The organism is Streptomyces sp. 3214.6, from assembly GCF_900129855.1.
GTDB classification, from domain to species: Bacteria; Actinomycetota; Actinomycetes; order Streptomycetales; family Streptomycetaceae; genus Streptomyces; species Streptomyces soliscabiei.
The window spans coordinates 661701-676139 of record NZ_LT670819.1; the positions used below are offsets into that span (position 1 = coordinate 661701).

The window sequence follows — 14439 nt, forward strand, 5'->3', positions numbered from 1 at the left end:
GCATGTCCGTTCCGCAGCTGATCCGTATCGTCTCCCGCGACTCGCCCATGGCTCTGGCCCAAGTGGAGCGGGTGCGCGCCGAGTTGGCCGCCCTGCAGCCCGGTGTGCGCACCGAGGTCGTCCCGGTGAAGACGACCGGCGACAAGTGGATGGGCGACCTGTCCCAGGTCGAGGGCAAAGGCGCGTTCACCAAGGAGGTCGACGCGGCGCTGCTCGCCGGCCAGGCGGATCTCGCGGTGCACTGCGTCAAGGACGTGCCGGCGGACCGGCCGCTGCCCGCGGGCACGGTGTTCGCCGCGTTCCTGAAGCGGGACGACATCCGGGATGCGCTCGTGCACCCGGGCGGCCTCACCCTGGACGAACTACCGGAGGGGACGCGCGTCGGCACCTCCTCGGTGCGCCGGATCGCCCAGCTCGCCGCCACCCATCCGCACCTGGAGTGCGTGCCGTTCCGCGGCAACGCCAACCGTCGGCTGGAGAAGCTGGCGGCGGGCGAGGCGGACGCCCTGCTGCTGGCGGTGTCCGGCCTGGAGCGCATCGACCGGCGCGACGTGATCAGCGAGATCCTCTCCGCGGAGACGATGATGCCGCCGATCGGCGCGGGCATCCTCGCCCTGCAGTGCCGCGAGGGCGACGCCGACCTCATCGACGTGGTCAGCGGGCTCGGCGATCCGGCCACCCATCGCGAGGCCACGGCGGAGCGCATGTTCCTGCATGTGCTGCAGGGGCACTGCAACAGCCCGATCGCCGGCTACGCGCAGGTGGACCGCAGCGGTGAACTGTCCCTGCGGGCCTGTGTGTTCACCCCGGACGGCAAGACCAGGCTGAACGCCCACGAGTGGGCGGGCCGCCTCGACCCGGCTACGCTCGGCACGTCGGTGGCGGTGGCGCTGCTGCGTCAGGGCGCGCGCGAGATCATCGACGGCATCCCGCACTGAGCCTGCCGGGAGCTCAGGGGCTCAGGCGGTGCCCTCTTCGGCCTGGTCCCGCAGGAAGTTGCTCACCTGGCAGGCCAGGCTGTCGCGTCCCGGCCCCGCCGGGGCGCCGCCGGGGGTCTCGTGCAGTCCGATGCCGCCCGTCCACAGCCGGCGGTCGGCCCAGTCGTCGTCGACCCGCACCTGGACCTGGACGTCCACCTGGCTCAGGGCGGCCTCGGGCCCTGCCGCGTAGAGCACGGCGGTGGCCCGGCGCAGCGGGTAGACGTCGAAGCCCTCGATGAACTGCGAGTTGCGCCAGTCGATGAACGCGCTCTCGCCGTCGGGCCCGAGCCGCACGTCGATCTGGCCGTCCTCGAGGTGGATCGTGGGCTGGAGGCTGCCCCGGTTCTCGACGGTCACCCGGAGACAGAAGTAGGTCAGCCCCTCGGCCGCGTCGTCACGTCCCCGCGGCGGCTCGCTCAGCTCCAGGCGGTGGACGCGGACCCGCAGACCGGCATGCTCGTCGTACTCCTGCCAGTCCCCGACCACGTTCGGCTCGTACACAGTCCACCTCTCGACGTCCATCGGCTGCTTCCTATCCGTGCGCCGATCGCACTGTCAAATGAGCAGAATGCGCTGTGGCCAGGGACTTCACCCCTTTTGATCGCTGATCAAGCCGTGCGCAGGCACTATCCGCCCATGGGCCGAGAAAGGGCTTGCCACGGCGTGCCGCACATCACGTCCCGGGGCAAGATCAGCGGGCCAGCCGGCCGAGGAGCGAGGAGGCCGCGGTGATGCCGAGCGCGGCGACCACGATCAGCACCCCGAAGTCGAGGGCGAGGTGTGCGGGCGTGCCGAGGAGAAGGCCGCGCAGAGCGTCCACTTCGTAGCTCAGGGGGTTGACCTTGCTGACGCCCTGGAGCCAGCCCGGCATGATGTCGACCGGGTAGAGGACGTTGGAGCCGAAGAACAGCGGCATGGTGATCGCCTGACCGATGCCCATCAGTCGGTCGCGGCTGAGCACGATGCCCGCGATGGTCATCGACAGGCAGGAGAAGAAGGCCGAGCCGAGGACGACGATCGCGGCGACGCCGAGCAGTTTGAGCGGGTTCCAGGTCAGTGCGACACCGAGCAGGGCGGCGATGACGACCACGACAACCGCCTGGATCACCGACTTCACCCCGGCCGCGAACGCCTTGCCGGTGATCAGCGCGGCGCGCGGAGTGGGCGTGACCAGCAGCTTGTTGAGGACGCCGGCGTCGCGCTCCCAGATGATCTGGATGCCGTAGAAGATGGCGATGAACATCGCGGACTGGGCGATGATGCCGGGCGCCAGGTAGTCGATGTAGGGGATGCCGCCGGTGGGGATCGCCTTGATGCGGGTGAAGGTCTGACCGAAGATCAGCAGCCAGAGGGCGGGCTGGACGGCGCGGGTGTACAGCTCGGTGCGGTCGTGGCGCAGCTTCTGCAGTTCGATGGCGCACAGGGCGGCGACCCGGGCCGGCAGCAGCAGGCGGCCGGTGCGGGGCCGTGGTGGGCTCAGCAGCAGGTCGATGCCCTGCGCGCGGGCGCGGTCAGCCGACGCGCTGAGCGGTGCGGCGGGTGCTTCGGCCATCGCGGAAATCTCCTGCCTGCTCGTCGAGGCCGCTGCCGGCGACGTCCCGGAAGACGTCCTCCAGGCTGGGCAGCGGGTCCGAGGCCGGTGCTCCTTGCGCACGCCTGCGTTCCCCGAGCCCCTGCCGGAGCTCGACGGGGGTGCCCAGGGCGCGGATCCGGCCGCGGTGCATCAGGCCGACCCGGTCGCAGTACTGGTCGGCCTCGTCCATGTAGTGGGTGGTGACCAGGACCGTCATGCCGGTGGCTTCGCGTACGGCGGTGATGTGCTCCCAGACACCCGTTCGGGCGATCGGGTCGAGGCCGATCGTCGGCTCGTCGAGGATCAGCAGCCGGGGCGCGCTGACCAGGGCCTGGGCGAGTTCGAGACGGCGGACCATGCCGCCGGAGTAGGTGCCGGCGAGCCGGTCGGCGGCGTCGTCGAGGCCGACGGCGGAAAGGGCCTGGCCGACGCGCTCGGCCCGCTCGCGCCGGGGCACGTCGAAGACGCGGGCGAACAGGGAGACGTTCTCGCGGCCGGTCAGGCCGGAGTCGGCGGACAGTTGCTGGGGCACGTAGCCGAGCAGCCTGCGTTCGGCCATCCGGTCCCCGGCGGCGTCGTGGCCGAAGACGCGCACCATGCCGGAGGGGACCGGCAGCAGGGTCGTGATGCAGCGGATGGCGGTGGTCTTGCCGGCTCCGTTGGGTCCGAGCAGGCCGAAGACCTCGCCCTCCCGGACGGTCAGATCGAGCCCGTCGACGGCTTTGGCGTCGCCGAAGGCGTAGGCGAGCCGGGTGCAGGCGACGGCGTCCGTGGCGTGTGCGGATTCGGTTGTCATGACTCCTCGGCCTCTTCATGCAGGGTGACGGCGAGCGCGCGCAGGGCCGGCAGCGCCGCGTGCAGGGCCTGGCGGTCGGCCGCGTCGAGGCGGGCGACGTGCCGGCCGACGAGCGCGGCGCGCCGCTCCTTCCACGCCCGCAGCCGGGCCTCGGCCGCGTCGGTGAGCAGGAGGCGGGCGGCGCGCCGGTCGGCGGGGTGGGTCTCACGCACCAGATAGCCGTCCCTGACCAGTTGGTTGACGAGGGTCGAGACGGAGTTGCCCGCGAGGTACAGCTTCCTGGCCGCGTCCGAGACGCCGATGCCGGGGCGGGTCTCGACGAGGCGCAGCAGCTCGACCTCGGCCCCCCGCAGCCGGGGCACGAGCGGCACAAATAGCGAAGGGCGAGACCTGACAAAAAGGGGCAAATCAGTTTCAGCGCGTCCGGCCGTGGGAATCTGCAGGGAAGTGCTTCGGACCGGAGGCACGTCCGTGGGACCCGCCGCACGGCCGGCCCCGGGTGTTCCGCGACCGTCCGAGTTAGCGCTTCCCACGGTGTCCCGTCCCTTCGCCTGCACCCTCCCGAGGGAGGTCGCGCGTGATGCGTACCACCGTCCGAACCAAGCAGCACCCCCACGACGACGCCCCGGACACCACCGAGTCCTTCGTCCGGCTCGTCGGGCTGCCCGACGGACCGGAGCGCCAGGCGCTCAAGGACGAGCTGGTCCGGCTCTGGCTGCCCATGGCCGAGCGGATCGCCGTCCGCTTCCGGGGGCGCGGCGAAGCCCTGGAGGACCTGTACCAGGTCGCGGCCCTGGGGCTCGTGAAAGCCGTGGACCACTACGATCCGCACCGCGGCCGCGCCTTCGAGGCGTACGCGGTGCCGACGATCACGGGTGAGATCAAGCGCCACTTCCGCGACCACATGTGGACGCTGCACGTGCCGCGCCGGGTCCAGGACCTGCGCAACCGGGTGCGGCACGCCGCGAAGGAGCTGTCGCAGACGACCCCGGGCCGGCCGCCGACGGTCGCCGAGATCGCCGCGTACGCGGAGCTGAGCGAGGACGAGGTACGCACGGGCACGGAGGCTCTGGAGTGCTTCTCCGCACTGTCGCTGGAGGCCGAGCTGCCCGGCACCGACGGCTACGCGCTCGAGGACGCCCTCGGCGGCCCCGATCCGGGCTACGACACGGTCGTCGACCGGGTGGCCGTAGCGCCCTGTCTGCGTGCTCTGCCGGAGCGCGAGCGGACCATCCTGTACCTGCGGTTCTTCGTGGGCATGACGCAGAGCCGGATCGCGGAGCAGTTGGGCATCTCGCAGATGCACGTCTCGCGGCTGCTCAGCGGCTGCTTCGCACGGCTGCGTGAGGAGATCACCGCCGAGTCGCGATGACGTTCACTCCAGCGACGTTCATTCCAGCGGGGGCGCGCCGGGGATATGCAGGGGGCCGTGCCGGTCCAGGAGGTACTCGAGTTCCCCACGGATCTTCTCGGGCATCTCTCCGCCGCGCCCCCAGATGAGGATCAGATCGGCCACGCTGCGCAGCTTGACGTTCGTGTGCTGGGAGAGTTCGCGCAGCACGAGCCAGCCCTCGTCGGGCGACATCCGTCCCAGCGCGACGACCACGCCGATCGCCTGGTCCACGACGGCGTGGGCGACGATCGCCTCCTTCAACTGCGCGATCTCCGCTTCGAGACTGACAATCCGATCCGTTTCGTCGTCGGGTCCGCGCGGTACTCGTGCCATCACTCCATCGTGCCACCGGGTGTCTCGGCGAGCGCCCTGGAGGGTTGCGGCCGGACACTGGTGGCAGACGCCGCCCGTCGGCCGAGAGAGCAGGAACGCGAGTGCCATGAACGACCACCCGACATCCGCCCGTGCTAGGGGCTCCGTCTCCACCCACTCCGTGTTCGGCGCGCCCTGCTGGGTGAGCCTGACCAGCCGCGATCTGGACGCCACCCAGGAGTTCTACGGGGCCGTGCTGGGCTGGGAGTGGCGCCGGGGTGCGCTGGGCGACCACTTCCGCACGGCGCTGGTCGGCAAGGTGCCGGTCGCGGGGGTGGCCGCCGTCGCCTCGATGTGGCAGATGGCGGTGGCCTGGACGCCGTATTTCGCGGTGCCCAGCGCGGACGAGGCAGCGTCCCGGGCCCGGGAGCGCGGCGGGACGGTGGCCGTGGGGCCGATCTCGCTGCCGCCGGGCCGGGCGGCGCTGCTGGCCGACCGGGAGGGCGCGACCTTCGGCATCTGGGAGGGGGAGCTGATCGGCAACTGGGAGGCGTGGCGGCAGGCGGCGCCCGCCTTCATCAGGCTGCACACGCGCGACGCCTTCGACTCCGCCATCTTCTACGGCGAGATCCTCGACTGGGCCACGGACCGCCCGGGCTGCTGCGAGGTCCACTACGAGGCCGGTGAGGTCGTGCTGCGCAGCCGGGGCGATGTGGTGGCCCGGATCGAGTCGGGGGCGCTGGAGGCGGCGCCCGACCCGACGATCCGTCCGCACTGGCAGGTGCACTTCGCCGTCGCGGACGTGGCGGCCTGCGCGCGGGCCGCGGAGAAGCACGGCGGCAGCGTGCTGGTCGAGTCCGCCGACGAGGCGGTGCTGAGAGATCCGGACGGCGCCCAGTTCACGGTGACCTCGCGCCGCGAGCGCTGAGCCGCCCTGCCCCCTCACCCCGAGCGGTGCGGGGGCCGTGACAGGACGATGAGGCTGCGCGGCTCCAGGGTCAGCCGGGCGCCCGCCTTGTACTCCGTCTCGTCGGGGCCTCCGTCGGGCTCCGCGGTGTCGACGCACACCGTCCAGCGCTCGCCGTACCCGGGTCCGGGCAGCCGGAAGGCGACGGGTTCCCAGTAGCCGTTGAACAGCAGCAGGAACGAGTCGTCCACGACGGGCCGGCCGCAGGGGTCGGGTTCGGCGATGGCGTCGCCGTTGAGGAAGACGCCGACGCTGTGGGCGTCGGAGCGGTGCCAGTCGCGGTCGCTCATCTCGCGCGCGTCCGGCAGCAGCCAGACCAGGTCGGGCAGCGGCTGCCGGGCGTGGGTGACGGTCTCGCCGCGGAAGAAGCGGCGCCGCCGCAGGACGGGGTGGCCGGCGCGCAGGGCGAGCAGACGTCGGCAGAAGTCGGTGAGGCCCCGCTGTTCGTCGGTCAACCGCCAGTCGATCCAGGAGACTTCGTTGTCCTGGCAGTAGGCGTTGTTGTTGCCGCCCTGGGTGCGGCCGAGTTCGTCGCCGTGGCAGAGCATCGGGATGCCCTGCGAGAGCAGCAGGGTGGCGAGGAGGTTGCGCTGTTGCCGGGCGCGCAGCGCGAGGACCGCGGGGCGCTCGGTGGGACCCTCGGTCCCGCAGTTCCAGGAGCGGTTGTCGCTCTCGCCGTCCCGGTTGCCTTCGCCGTTGGCCTCGTTGTGCTTGTCGTTGTACGAGACGAGGTCGCGCAGGGTGAACCCGTCGTGCGCGGTGACGAAGTTGACGCTGGCGCGCGGGCGGCGCCTGCTGTGGGCGTACAGGTCGGAGGAGCCGGTCAGCCGGGAGGCGAACTCGCCCAGCGAGCCGGGTTCCGCCCGCCAGAAGTCGCGTACGGCGTCGCGGTAGCGGCCGTTCCACTCCGACCACAGCGGCGGGAAGTTGCCCACCTGGTAGCCGCCCTCGCCGACGTCCCAGGGTTCGGCGATGAGCTTGACGCGGCTGATCACCGGGTCCTGCTGGATCAGGTCGAAGAACGCCGACAGCCGGTCCACTTCGTGGAACTGGCGGGCGAGGGTGGCCGCGAGGTCGAAGCGGAAGCCGTCGACGTGCATCTCCGTCACCCAGTACCGCAGGGAGTCCATGATCAGCTGGAGGACGTACGGGTGCCGCATCAGGAGGCTGTTGCCGGTACCGGTGGTGTCGTAGTAGTGCGACCAGTCGCCGTCCACGAGCCGGTAGTAGGAGGCGTTGTCGATGCCGCGGAAGGAGAGGGTGGGGCCCTTCTCGTTGCCCTCGGCGGTGTGGTTGTAGACGACGTCGAGGATCACTTCGAGGCCGGCCGCGTGCAGTTCCTTCACCATGGTCTTGAACTCGGTGACCTGTTCGCCGCGGGTGCCGTGGGCGGCGTAGGCGTGGTGCGGGGCGAAGAAGCCGATGGTGTTGTAGCCCCAGTAGTTGGACAGGCCGCGGTCCTTCAGCACGCCGTCCTGCACGAACTGGTGGACCGGCATCAGTTCGATCGCCGTGACGCCCAGCGAGGTGAGGTGCCCGGTCACCGCGGGGTGCGCGAGGCCGGCGTAGGTGCCGCGCAGGGCGGGCGGGACGTCGGGGTGGGTGCGTGTCAGACCGCGGACATGGGCCTCGTAGATCACCGTGTCGGCGTAGGAGCGCCGGCGTGGCTTGTCGTCGCCCCAGTCGAAGGCGGGGTCGGTGACCACGCCGAGCAGGGTGTGCCCGGCGCTGTCCGCCGGGTCCGGGCGGTCGCCCGCCCGTTCGAAGAGGGAGTGATGGTTGTCTACCTGGCCGTCGACGGCCCGTGCGTAGGGGTCGAGAAGCAGCTTCGCCGGGTTGCACCGGTGGCCGGAGGCCGGGTTCCACGGCCCGTGCACCCGGAAGCCGTACCGCTGCCCGGGGCCGACGCCGGGCAGGTAGGCGTGCCAGACGAAGCCGTCGACCTCGGTCAGCGGGACCCGGCGGGCGGTGCCGTCGTCGTCGACGAGGACGAGGTCGACGCGCTCGGCGACCTCGCTGAACAAGGCGAAGTTGGTGCCCTGCCCGTCGAAGTCGGCGCCCAACGGGTAGGGGTGCCCGCTCCACGCGGGCACCCCTGCGCTCCGGTCGGTCCGGTCGGTCCGGTGCGGCCGGGAGGTCACCGGGCAGCCTCCAGGACGCCCTGAACCTCGTCCGCCGGGGCGGCCAGGGCCGCCACCGGCAGTTCGCGGGGCACTTGGCGCACCTCGCGCAGGCTGGGCGCCGGCGCCGTCGGCACGAGGGGGACGCGTTCGCCGGCGCGGGCCCGCTGGGAGAACCAGATGACCTTGCTGCCGGTGTCGGTGGCGCAACAGCCCCAGCCGTCGCTCATGGCGGCGATGCGCTCCAGACAGGCCCGCAGGTCCTGGTCGGGGCGCAGATGACGGTCGTCGCCGCCGATGGCGGTGATCAGATGCTGGCCGTTCCACCACATCTCGATCGAGGTGTGCTTGTCCGTCGCGTGTTCGTCGATGGCCTTCAGCAGCATCTCGACGCCGCGGCAGACGGGCTCCACGAGCGTGTCGAGGTCCCAGTACTTGAGATGAGCGGCCAGGATGCGCCTGATCTGTCCGACCCGTTCCGGGCTGACGTCCATGTCGAGGTGGTAGTAGCAGGGGACTGCGGTCTTCATCGTCGTTCGCTCCTCACCCGCGAGGCTCTCGCTCCTGATTCGGCCCGACGGGCCGAGTTCCCCGACACGAAGCGTGAGCGGTAATCGCTTCTGAGTCACAACCACAGTGCGGCTGCTACGCCATTCGTGCAACACGAGCACACCACGACCAAGATCCAACAGGACGTTGTGTGATGCGCCATGCACCATAAGTGAAGGCCTCGGGAGGTTGGACGCTTTCGCGCCTCTGCGGAAAGGGCCGGCCCGCTCGCTTCGAGCGGCGTACCTCTTGGACTCCCGGAAGGTGAACCGCGCGATGCTGCAACCAGCGAAGACCGAAGTCGCCAGAGCTCTGGGCAGTTACCGGTCCTGGGAGCGGGCCATGCTCGCGCGCCCGGGCGACCATGCGGTGCGGGCCGCCTTCGAGGACTGCGGGTACACCCTGTGCGTGCTGATGGCCAAGCGCTGTGCACGGGAGGCCGCGGACGCCGCCGAACAGTATCTACGGGCCGCTACGGACGTTTATCACCGGGAGCGCAGGGGGCCGAGCCGGCGCAACGGCGTCGCGCGGCTCTCGGCCACGCGTTCCCTCCCGTGTCTTCCGGCGGAGACGTAGCGCTGCGACGCGGGTGCGGTCCGGTCGCCCAACACCGGGCGAACAGAGCCAGTTTCAGCAAGCGGAGGTGCAGAGGTGAAGTCCACCAGGGCGATCGGCCGTATCCCGGTACGGGACGTCGAACCGCGCGTGGAGTGCGGCAGGCGGCCGGCGAAAGCCGTGACCGGCGAGACGGTGCGGATCTCCGCGACGGTGTTCCGCGAGGGCCACGACGCCATCGGCGCCAACGTGGTTCTCAAAGGCCCGGACGGCGGCCGTGGACCCTGGACGCCGATGCGCGAACTCGCCCCCGGCAGCGACCGCTGGGGCGCGGATGTGACCCTGGAGGCCATGGGCCGCTGGACCTTCACCGTGGAGGCCTGGAGCGACCCCATCGCCACCTGGCGCCGCCACGCGGACATCAAGATCCCCGCGGGCATCGACACGGGTCTGGTCCTGGAGGAGGGCGGGCGGCTCCACGCGCGGGCGGCCGCCCGCGCCCCGCGCGGCCCGCAGCGCACTCTGCTGAGGGACGCGGCGAAGACGCTGCTCGACGACACCCTGCCGGTGGCCGAGCGCTACGCGGCGGCCACGGCGCCGGAGACGGCCGCCGTCCTCGCCCGTCATCCGCTGCGCGATCTGGTCACCGCCTCCGAATCGCTGCCGCTGCTGGTGGAGCGGGAGCGGGCGCTGTACGGCGCGTGGTACGAGTTCTTCCCGCGCTCCGAGGGGACCCCCGAGCGCCCGCACGGCACGTTCCGCACCGCCGCGCGCAGGCTTCCCGCCATCGCCGCGATGGGCTTCGACGTCGTCTATCTGCCGCCGATCCACCCCATCGGCACGACGTTCCGCAAGGGCCGCAACAACACGTTGAACGCCGGCCCTGACGACGTCGGCGTGCCCTGGGCGATCGGCTCCCCGGAGGGCGGCCACGACGCCGTACACCCGGACCTGGGGACCATCGAGGACTTCGCGTGGTTCGTGGAGCGGGCGGCGGAGCACGGGCTGGAGATCGCCCTCGACTTCGCCCTGCAGTGCTCGCCGGATCATCCCTGGGTGCACAAGCACTCCGAGTGGTTCCACCACCGGCCGGACGGGACGATCGCGTACGCCGAGAACCCGCCGAAGAAGTATCAGGACATCTACCCCCTGGCCTTCGACGCCGACATGAAGGGTCTGATCTCCGAGACCCAGCGCGTGTTGCGCCACTGGATGTCGTACGGAGTGCGGATCTTCCGCGTCGACAACCCGCACACCAAGCCGCTGGTGTTCTGGGAGCGGGTCATCGCGGAGATCAACCGCACCGACCCAGACGTGATCTTCCTGGCGGAGGCCTTCACCCGGCCCGCGATGATGCAGACGCTCGCCCAGATCGGCTTCCAGCAGTCGTACACCTACTTCACCTGGCGCAACACCAAGGAAGAGCTCACCGACTACCTCACCGAGCTGTCCGGCGAGTCGGCCTCCTACATGCGGCCCAACCTGTTCGCCAACACCCCCGACATCCTGCACGCCTACCTCCAGCACGGCGGCCGGCCCGCCTTCGAGGTGCGCGCCGTCCTCGCCGCCACGCTGTCCCCGACCTGGGGCATCTACAGCGGCTACGAACTCTGCGAGAACACGCCACTGAAGGAGGGCGGCGAGGAATACCTCGACTCGGAGAAGTACCAGCTCAAGCCCCGTGACTGGGCGGCGGCCGAACGCGAGGGCCGCAGTCTCGCCCCGCTGATCACAAAGCTCAACGACATCCGGCGGGCCAACCCGGCCCTGCACTGGCTGCGGAACCTTCGTTTCCACGGCACGGACAACCCGTCGGTCATCGCGTACAGCAAGCGCGCGGGGTCGAACACGGTTCTGGTGGTCGTCAACCTCGACCCCCGCCACACCCAGGAGGCCACGGTGTCGTTGGACATGCCGCAACTCGGCCTGGACCACGGCGCATCCCTGTCCGTGCACGACGAACTGACGGGTGAGACCTACGCCTGGGGCAGCACGAACTATGTGCGCCTGGAGCCCGGCCGGACGCCTGCCCACGTGTTCCACGTCCGGTGACCCGCACCGCCGATCGGAGGCTCCAGACCGCCATGACCGTCAACTCACCCGTTCCGGACACCTTCGAGGACACACCCGCCAAGGACCGCGACCCCGAGTGGTTCAAACGCGCCGTGTTCTACGAGGTCCTCGTCCGCTCCTTCCAGGACAGCAACGGCGACGGCGTCGGCGACCTCAAGGGCATCACCGCCAAACTCGACTACCTGCAATGGCTCGGAGTCGACTGCCTCTGGCTCCCGCCGTTCTTCAAATCACCGCTCCGCGACGGCGGATACGACGTGTCCGACTACACCTCCGTCCTCCCCGAATTCGGCGACCTCGCCGACTTCGTGGAATTCGTCGACGCCGCACACCAACGCGGCATGCGCGTCATCATCGACTTCGTGATGAACCACACCAGCGACCAGCACCCGTGGTTCCAGGAATCGAGGAAGGACCCCGACGGACCCTACGGCGACTACTACATGTGGGCCGACGACGACAAACAGTACGCCGACGCCCGCATCATCTTCGTCGACACCGAGGTCTCCAACTGGACCTTCGACCCCGTCCGCAAGCAGTACTTCTTCCACCGCTTCTTCTCCCACCAACCGGACCTCAACTACCAGAACCCGGCCGTGCAGGAGGAGATCCTGGCCGCCCTCCGCTTCTGGCTGGACCTCGGGATCGACGGCTTCCGGCTGGACGCGGTGCCCTATCTCTACGCGGCCGAGGGCACGAACTGCGAGAACCTTCCCGCGACGCACGAGTTCCTGAAGCGGGTGCGTCGCGACGTCGACGCGCACTACCCGGACACGGTGATCCTCGCCGAGGCCAACCAGTGGCCGGAGGACGTCGTCGACTACTTCGGCGACTACTCCTCCGGCGGCGACGAATGCCATATGGCGTTCCACTTCCCCGTCATGCCCCGCATCTTCATGGCGGTACGCCGGGAATCCCGCTACCCCGTCTCGGAAATCCTCGCCAAGACCCCGGCGATCCCGTCGAGTTGCCAGTGGGGCATCTTCCTGCGGAACCACGACGAGCTGACCCTCGAAATGGTCACCGACGAAGAACGCGACTACATGTACGCGGAATACGCGAAAGACCCCCGGATGCGCGCCAACATCGGCATCCGGCGCCGGCTCGCACCACTGCTGGACAACGACCGCAACCAGATCGAGCTGTTCACCGCGCTGCTCCTGTCCCTCCCCGGCTCGCCGATCCTCTACTACGGCGACGAGATCGGCATGGGCGACAACATCTGGCTCGGCGACCGCGACGCCGTCCGCACCCCCATGCAGTGGACACCGGACCGCAACGCAGGTTTTTCCTCCTGCGACCCCGGCAGACTGTCCCTCCCCGCGATCATGGACCCCGTCTACGGCTACCAGGTCACCAACGTCGAGGCGTCGATGTCGTCGCCGTCGTCGCTGCTGCACTGGACCCGGCGGATGATCGAGATCCGGAAGCAGAACCCCGCCTTCGGCCTCGGGACCTACACCGAACTGCAGTCCTCCAACCCCGCCGTCCTCGCCTTCCTGCGCGAGTACGAGGACGACTTGGTGCTGTGCGTGCACAACTTCTCGCGCTTCGCCCAGCCCACCGAGCTCGACCTGCGCCGGTTCGACGGCCGCCATCCCGTCGAGCTGTTCGGCGGAGTCCGTTTCCCCGCCATCGGTGAACTGCCCTACCTGCTCACCCTCGCGGGCCACGGCTTCTACTGGTTCCGGCTCACCAGAGCCGCGTCCCGGATCGGCCGCCGCCCGTGAGCGTGCGCCGAGGAAAGGATGGGTCACCGTGACGAAGACCGCACCCCTGCGCCCCGGCAGCGCGAGCGGCGTCCGCTCCGGCGGGCCGCTCGCCGCGCTGCTGTGCGAGTGGCTGCCGCGCCAGCGCTGGTTCGCCGGCAAGGACCGGCCCCTCACCGACCTGCGCATGCTGTCGATGACCGAGCTGTATCCCGGCTGTCTGCATCTGCTCGTGCACGCCGATCAGTCGGGCCTCCCGACACCCGGCGGCACTCCCCCGGCCGGTGACTGCTATCAGCTCCTCCTCGGCATCCAGGAGCATCTGTCGCCTCGGCTGGGCCGTGCCCTGATCGGCAGGGTGGAGGAAGGACCGATGGCGGGGCTGACGGTCCATGACGCGTTGCAGGACCCCCGGTCGGCGCATCTGCTCCTGGAGCGGATGCGGCATCCCGGCACGCTGGGCCCGCTGTGCTTCGAGTCGGCCCCGTGTGTGTCGCTGCCTCCGGGGCTGGCGCCGCGGCTGCTGGAGGCCGAGCAGTCCAACACCTCGTTGGTGTACGGGGACGCGTTCATCCTGAAGATCTTCCGGCGGATCCAGGCGGGGGTGAACCCCGATCTGGAGGTGCCGGTCGCGCTGGCCGGGCAGGGGTGCGGGCGGGTACCCGCGCCCGTGGCCTGGTTCCGGACGACGCATCCGCAGGAGGCGACGCTCGGCGTGCTCCAGCCCTTCCTGCCCGACGCCTCCGACGGCTGGACACTGGCGCTGCGGGCCCTCGCTCGCGGTGAGGACTTCACGGCGGAGGCCGAGGAACTGGGACGGGCCACGGCGGACGTCCACCTCGCGCTGGCCGCGGCGCTCCCGGCCGGTCCGGACGCCGAGGACGGGCGGACGGCGGCGGCGATGACCGAGCGGCTGGAGGCGGCCGCGCACCATGTGCCGGCGCTGCGCCCGTTCGTCCCGGGCCTGACCACCGCCTTCGGCGCGCTGTCCGTGTGCGATGCCGGCCCGCCCGCCCAGCGCATCCACGGCGACCTGCACCTCGGTCAGGTCCTGCGCGCCGGACGGGACTGGTTCGTCATCGACTTCGAGGGCGAGCCGTCGCGTCCGCTGGCCGAACGGCGCAGCGCCCACTCCCCGGTCCGGGACATCGCCGGGATGCTGCGCTCGTTCGACTACGCCGCCCGCCAGCGCCGCCCGTGGCGGCCGGAGTGGGCGCGCCGTTGCCGGGAGGCCTACTGCGCGGGCTATGCAGCCCGCGCGGGCTGGGACCCCCGTAAGAAACATGCCCTGTTGCGTGCCTACGAGACGGACCGAGCCGTGTACGAAGTGCTGTACGAGGCCCGTAACCGTCCCGACTGGCTGCCCGTACCCATGGCGGCGATCGAGCGACTCGCCGTCCGAGGAGGCTGAC

At 70.5% G+C, this 14439-nt stretch carries 14 protein-coding genes; 7 read left to right on the forward strand and 7 right to left on the reverse strand.

Features of this window, described 5'->3' with window-relative positions:
- The first annotated feature begins 2 nt into the window (after positions 1 to 2).
- A complete protein-coding gene (gene hemC / locus B5557_RS02850; RefSeq protein WP_079657601.1) occupies positions 3 to 938 on the forward strand; it encodes a hydroxymethylbilane synthase in 936 nt (311 codons plus the stop codon).
- 21 nt (positions 939 to 959) lie between these two features.
- Here hemC and B5557_RS02855 read toward each other — a convergent pair whose 3' ends face one another.
- From B5557_RS02855 to B5557_RS02870, 4 genes are all read right to left on the reverse strand, one after another.
- Positions 960 to 1481: a hypothetical protein gene (locus B5557_RS02855; protein ID WP_079664558.1), complete on the reverse strand. Its 522-nt coding sequence runs from the start codon at positions 1479 to 1481 to the stop codon at positions 960 to 962.
- 190 nt (positions 1482 to 1671) lie between these two features.
- Positions 1672 to 2532, reverse strand: coding sequence for an ABC transporter permease (locus tag B5557_RS02860; protein ID WP_079657602.1), 861 nt, complete (start codon positions 2530 to 2532; stop codon positions 1672 to 1674).
- Entirely contained in the window at positions 2492 to 3349 is an 858-nt protein-coding gene (locus B5557_RS02865; RefSeq protein ID WP_079657603.1) for an ABC transporter ATP-binding protein, read from the reverse strand. The genes B5557_RS02860 and B5557_RS02865 overlap by 41 nt, the downstream gene beginning before the upstream one ends.
- The gene (locus B5557_RS02870) at positions 3346 to 3720 is read right to left on the reverse strand and encodes a MarR family winged helix-turn-helix transcriptional regulator (RefSeq protein ID WP_231976234.1); all 375 of its coding nucleotides are present in this window, start codon (positions 3718 to 3720) and stop codon (positions 3346 to 3348) included. Before B5557_RS02870 ends, B5557_RS02865 begins: the two co-directional genes overlap by 4 nt.
- Before the next feature lie 209 nt (positions 3721 to 3929).
- Between B5557_RS02870 and B5557_RS02875 the strand changes: the two genes are divergently transcribed.
- Positions 3930 to 4721 (forward strand): SigB/SigF/SigG family RNA polymerase sigma factor, encoded by a 792-nt coding sequence (locus B5557_RS02875; RefSeq protein ID WP_079657605.1) that lies wholly within the window; start codon positions 3930 to 3932, stop codon positions 4719 to 4721.
- 18 nt (positions 4722 to 4739) lie between these two features.
- On the opposite strand, the gene B5557_RS02880 is transcribed toward B5557_RS02875, so the two are convergent.
- Positions 4740 to 5075, reverse strand: coding sequence for an ANTAR domain-containing protein (locus tag B5557_RS02880; protein ID WP_079657606.1), 336 nt, complete (start codon positions 5073 to 5075; stop codon positions 4740 to 4742).
- Between the two features lie 106 nt (positions 5076 to 5181).
- Between B5557_RS02880 and B5557_RS02885 the strand changes: the two genes are divergently transcribed.
- Positions 5182 to 5982: a VOC family protein gene (locus tag B5557_RS02885; protein ID WP_079657607.1), complete on the forward strand. Its 801-nt coding sequence runs from the start codon at positions 5182 to 5184 to the stop codon at positions 5980 to 5982.
- A 14-nt stretch (positions 5983 to 5996) separates the two neighbouring features.
- Here B5557_RS02885 and glgX read toward each other — a convergent pair whose 3' ends face one another.
- Positions 5997 to 8114, reverse strand: coding sequence for a glycogen debranching protein GlgX (gene glgX, locus B5557_RS02890; RefSeq protein WP_079664559.1), 2118 nt, complete (start codon positions 8112 to 8114; stop codon positions 5997 to 5999).
- A 44-nt stretch (positions 8115 to 8158) separates the two neighbouring features.
- Positions 8159 to 8671 (reverse strand): pep a2, encoded by a 513-nt coding sequence (locus tag B5557_RS02895; RefSeq protein ID WP_079657608.1) that lies wholly within the window; start codon positions 8669 to 8671, stop codon positions 8159 to 8161.
- A gap of 295 nt (positions 8672 to 8966) precedes the next feature.
- On the opposite strand from B5557_RS02895, the gene B5557_RS02900 reads away from it, so the two are divergent.
- The 4 genes from B5557_RS02900 to B5557_RS42525 all read left to right on the forward strand — a co-directional run bounded on the left by B5557_RS02900 (position 8967) and on the right by B5557_RS42525 (position 14438).
- Entirely contained in the window at positions 8967 to 9266 is a 300-nt protein-coding gene (locus tag B5557_RS02900; RefSeq protein WP_079657609.1) for a DUF5133 domain-containing protein, read from the forward strand.
- Between the two features lie 75 nt (positions 9267 to 9341).
- Positions 9342 to 11297: an alpha-1,4-glucan--maltose-1-phosphate maltosyltransferase gene (locus B5557_RS02905; RefSeq protein WP_079657610.1), complete on the forward strand. Its 1956-nt coding sequence runs from the start codon at positions 9342 to 9344 to the stop codon at positions 11295 to 11297.
- A gap of 32 nt (positions 11298 to 11329) precedes the next feature.
- Positions 11330 to 13048 (forward strand): maltose alpha-D-glucosyltransferase, encoded by a 1719-nt coding sequence (treS, locus tag B5557_RS02910; RefSeq protein ID WP_079664560.1) that lies wholly within the window; start codon positions 11330 to 11332, stop codon positions 13046 to 13048.
- Positions 13049 to 13076: 28 nt separating this feature from the next.
- The gene (locus B5557_RS42525; RefSeq protein ID WP_099938139.1) at positions 13077 to 14438 is read left to right on the forward strand and encodes a maltokinase N-terminal cap-like domain-containing protein; all 1362 of its coding nucleotides are present in this window, start codon (positions 13077 to 13079) and stop codon (positions 14436 to 14438) included.
- The last annotated feature ends 1 nt before the right edge of the window (position 14439 follow it).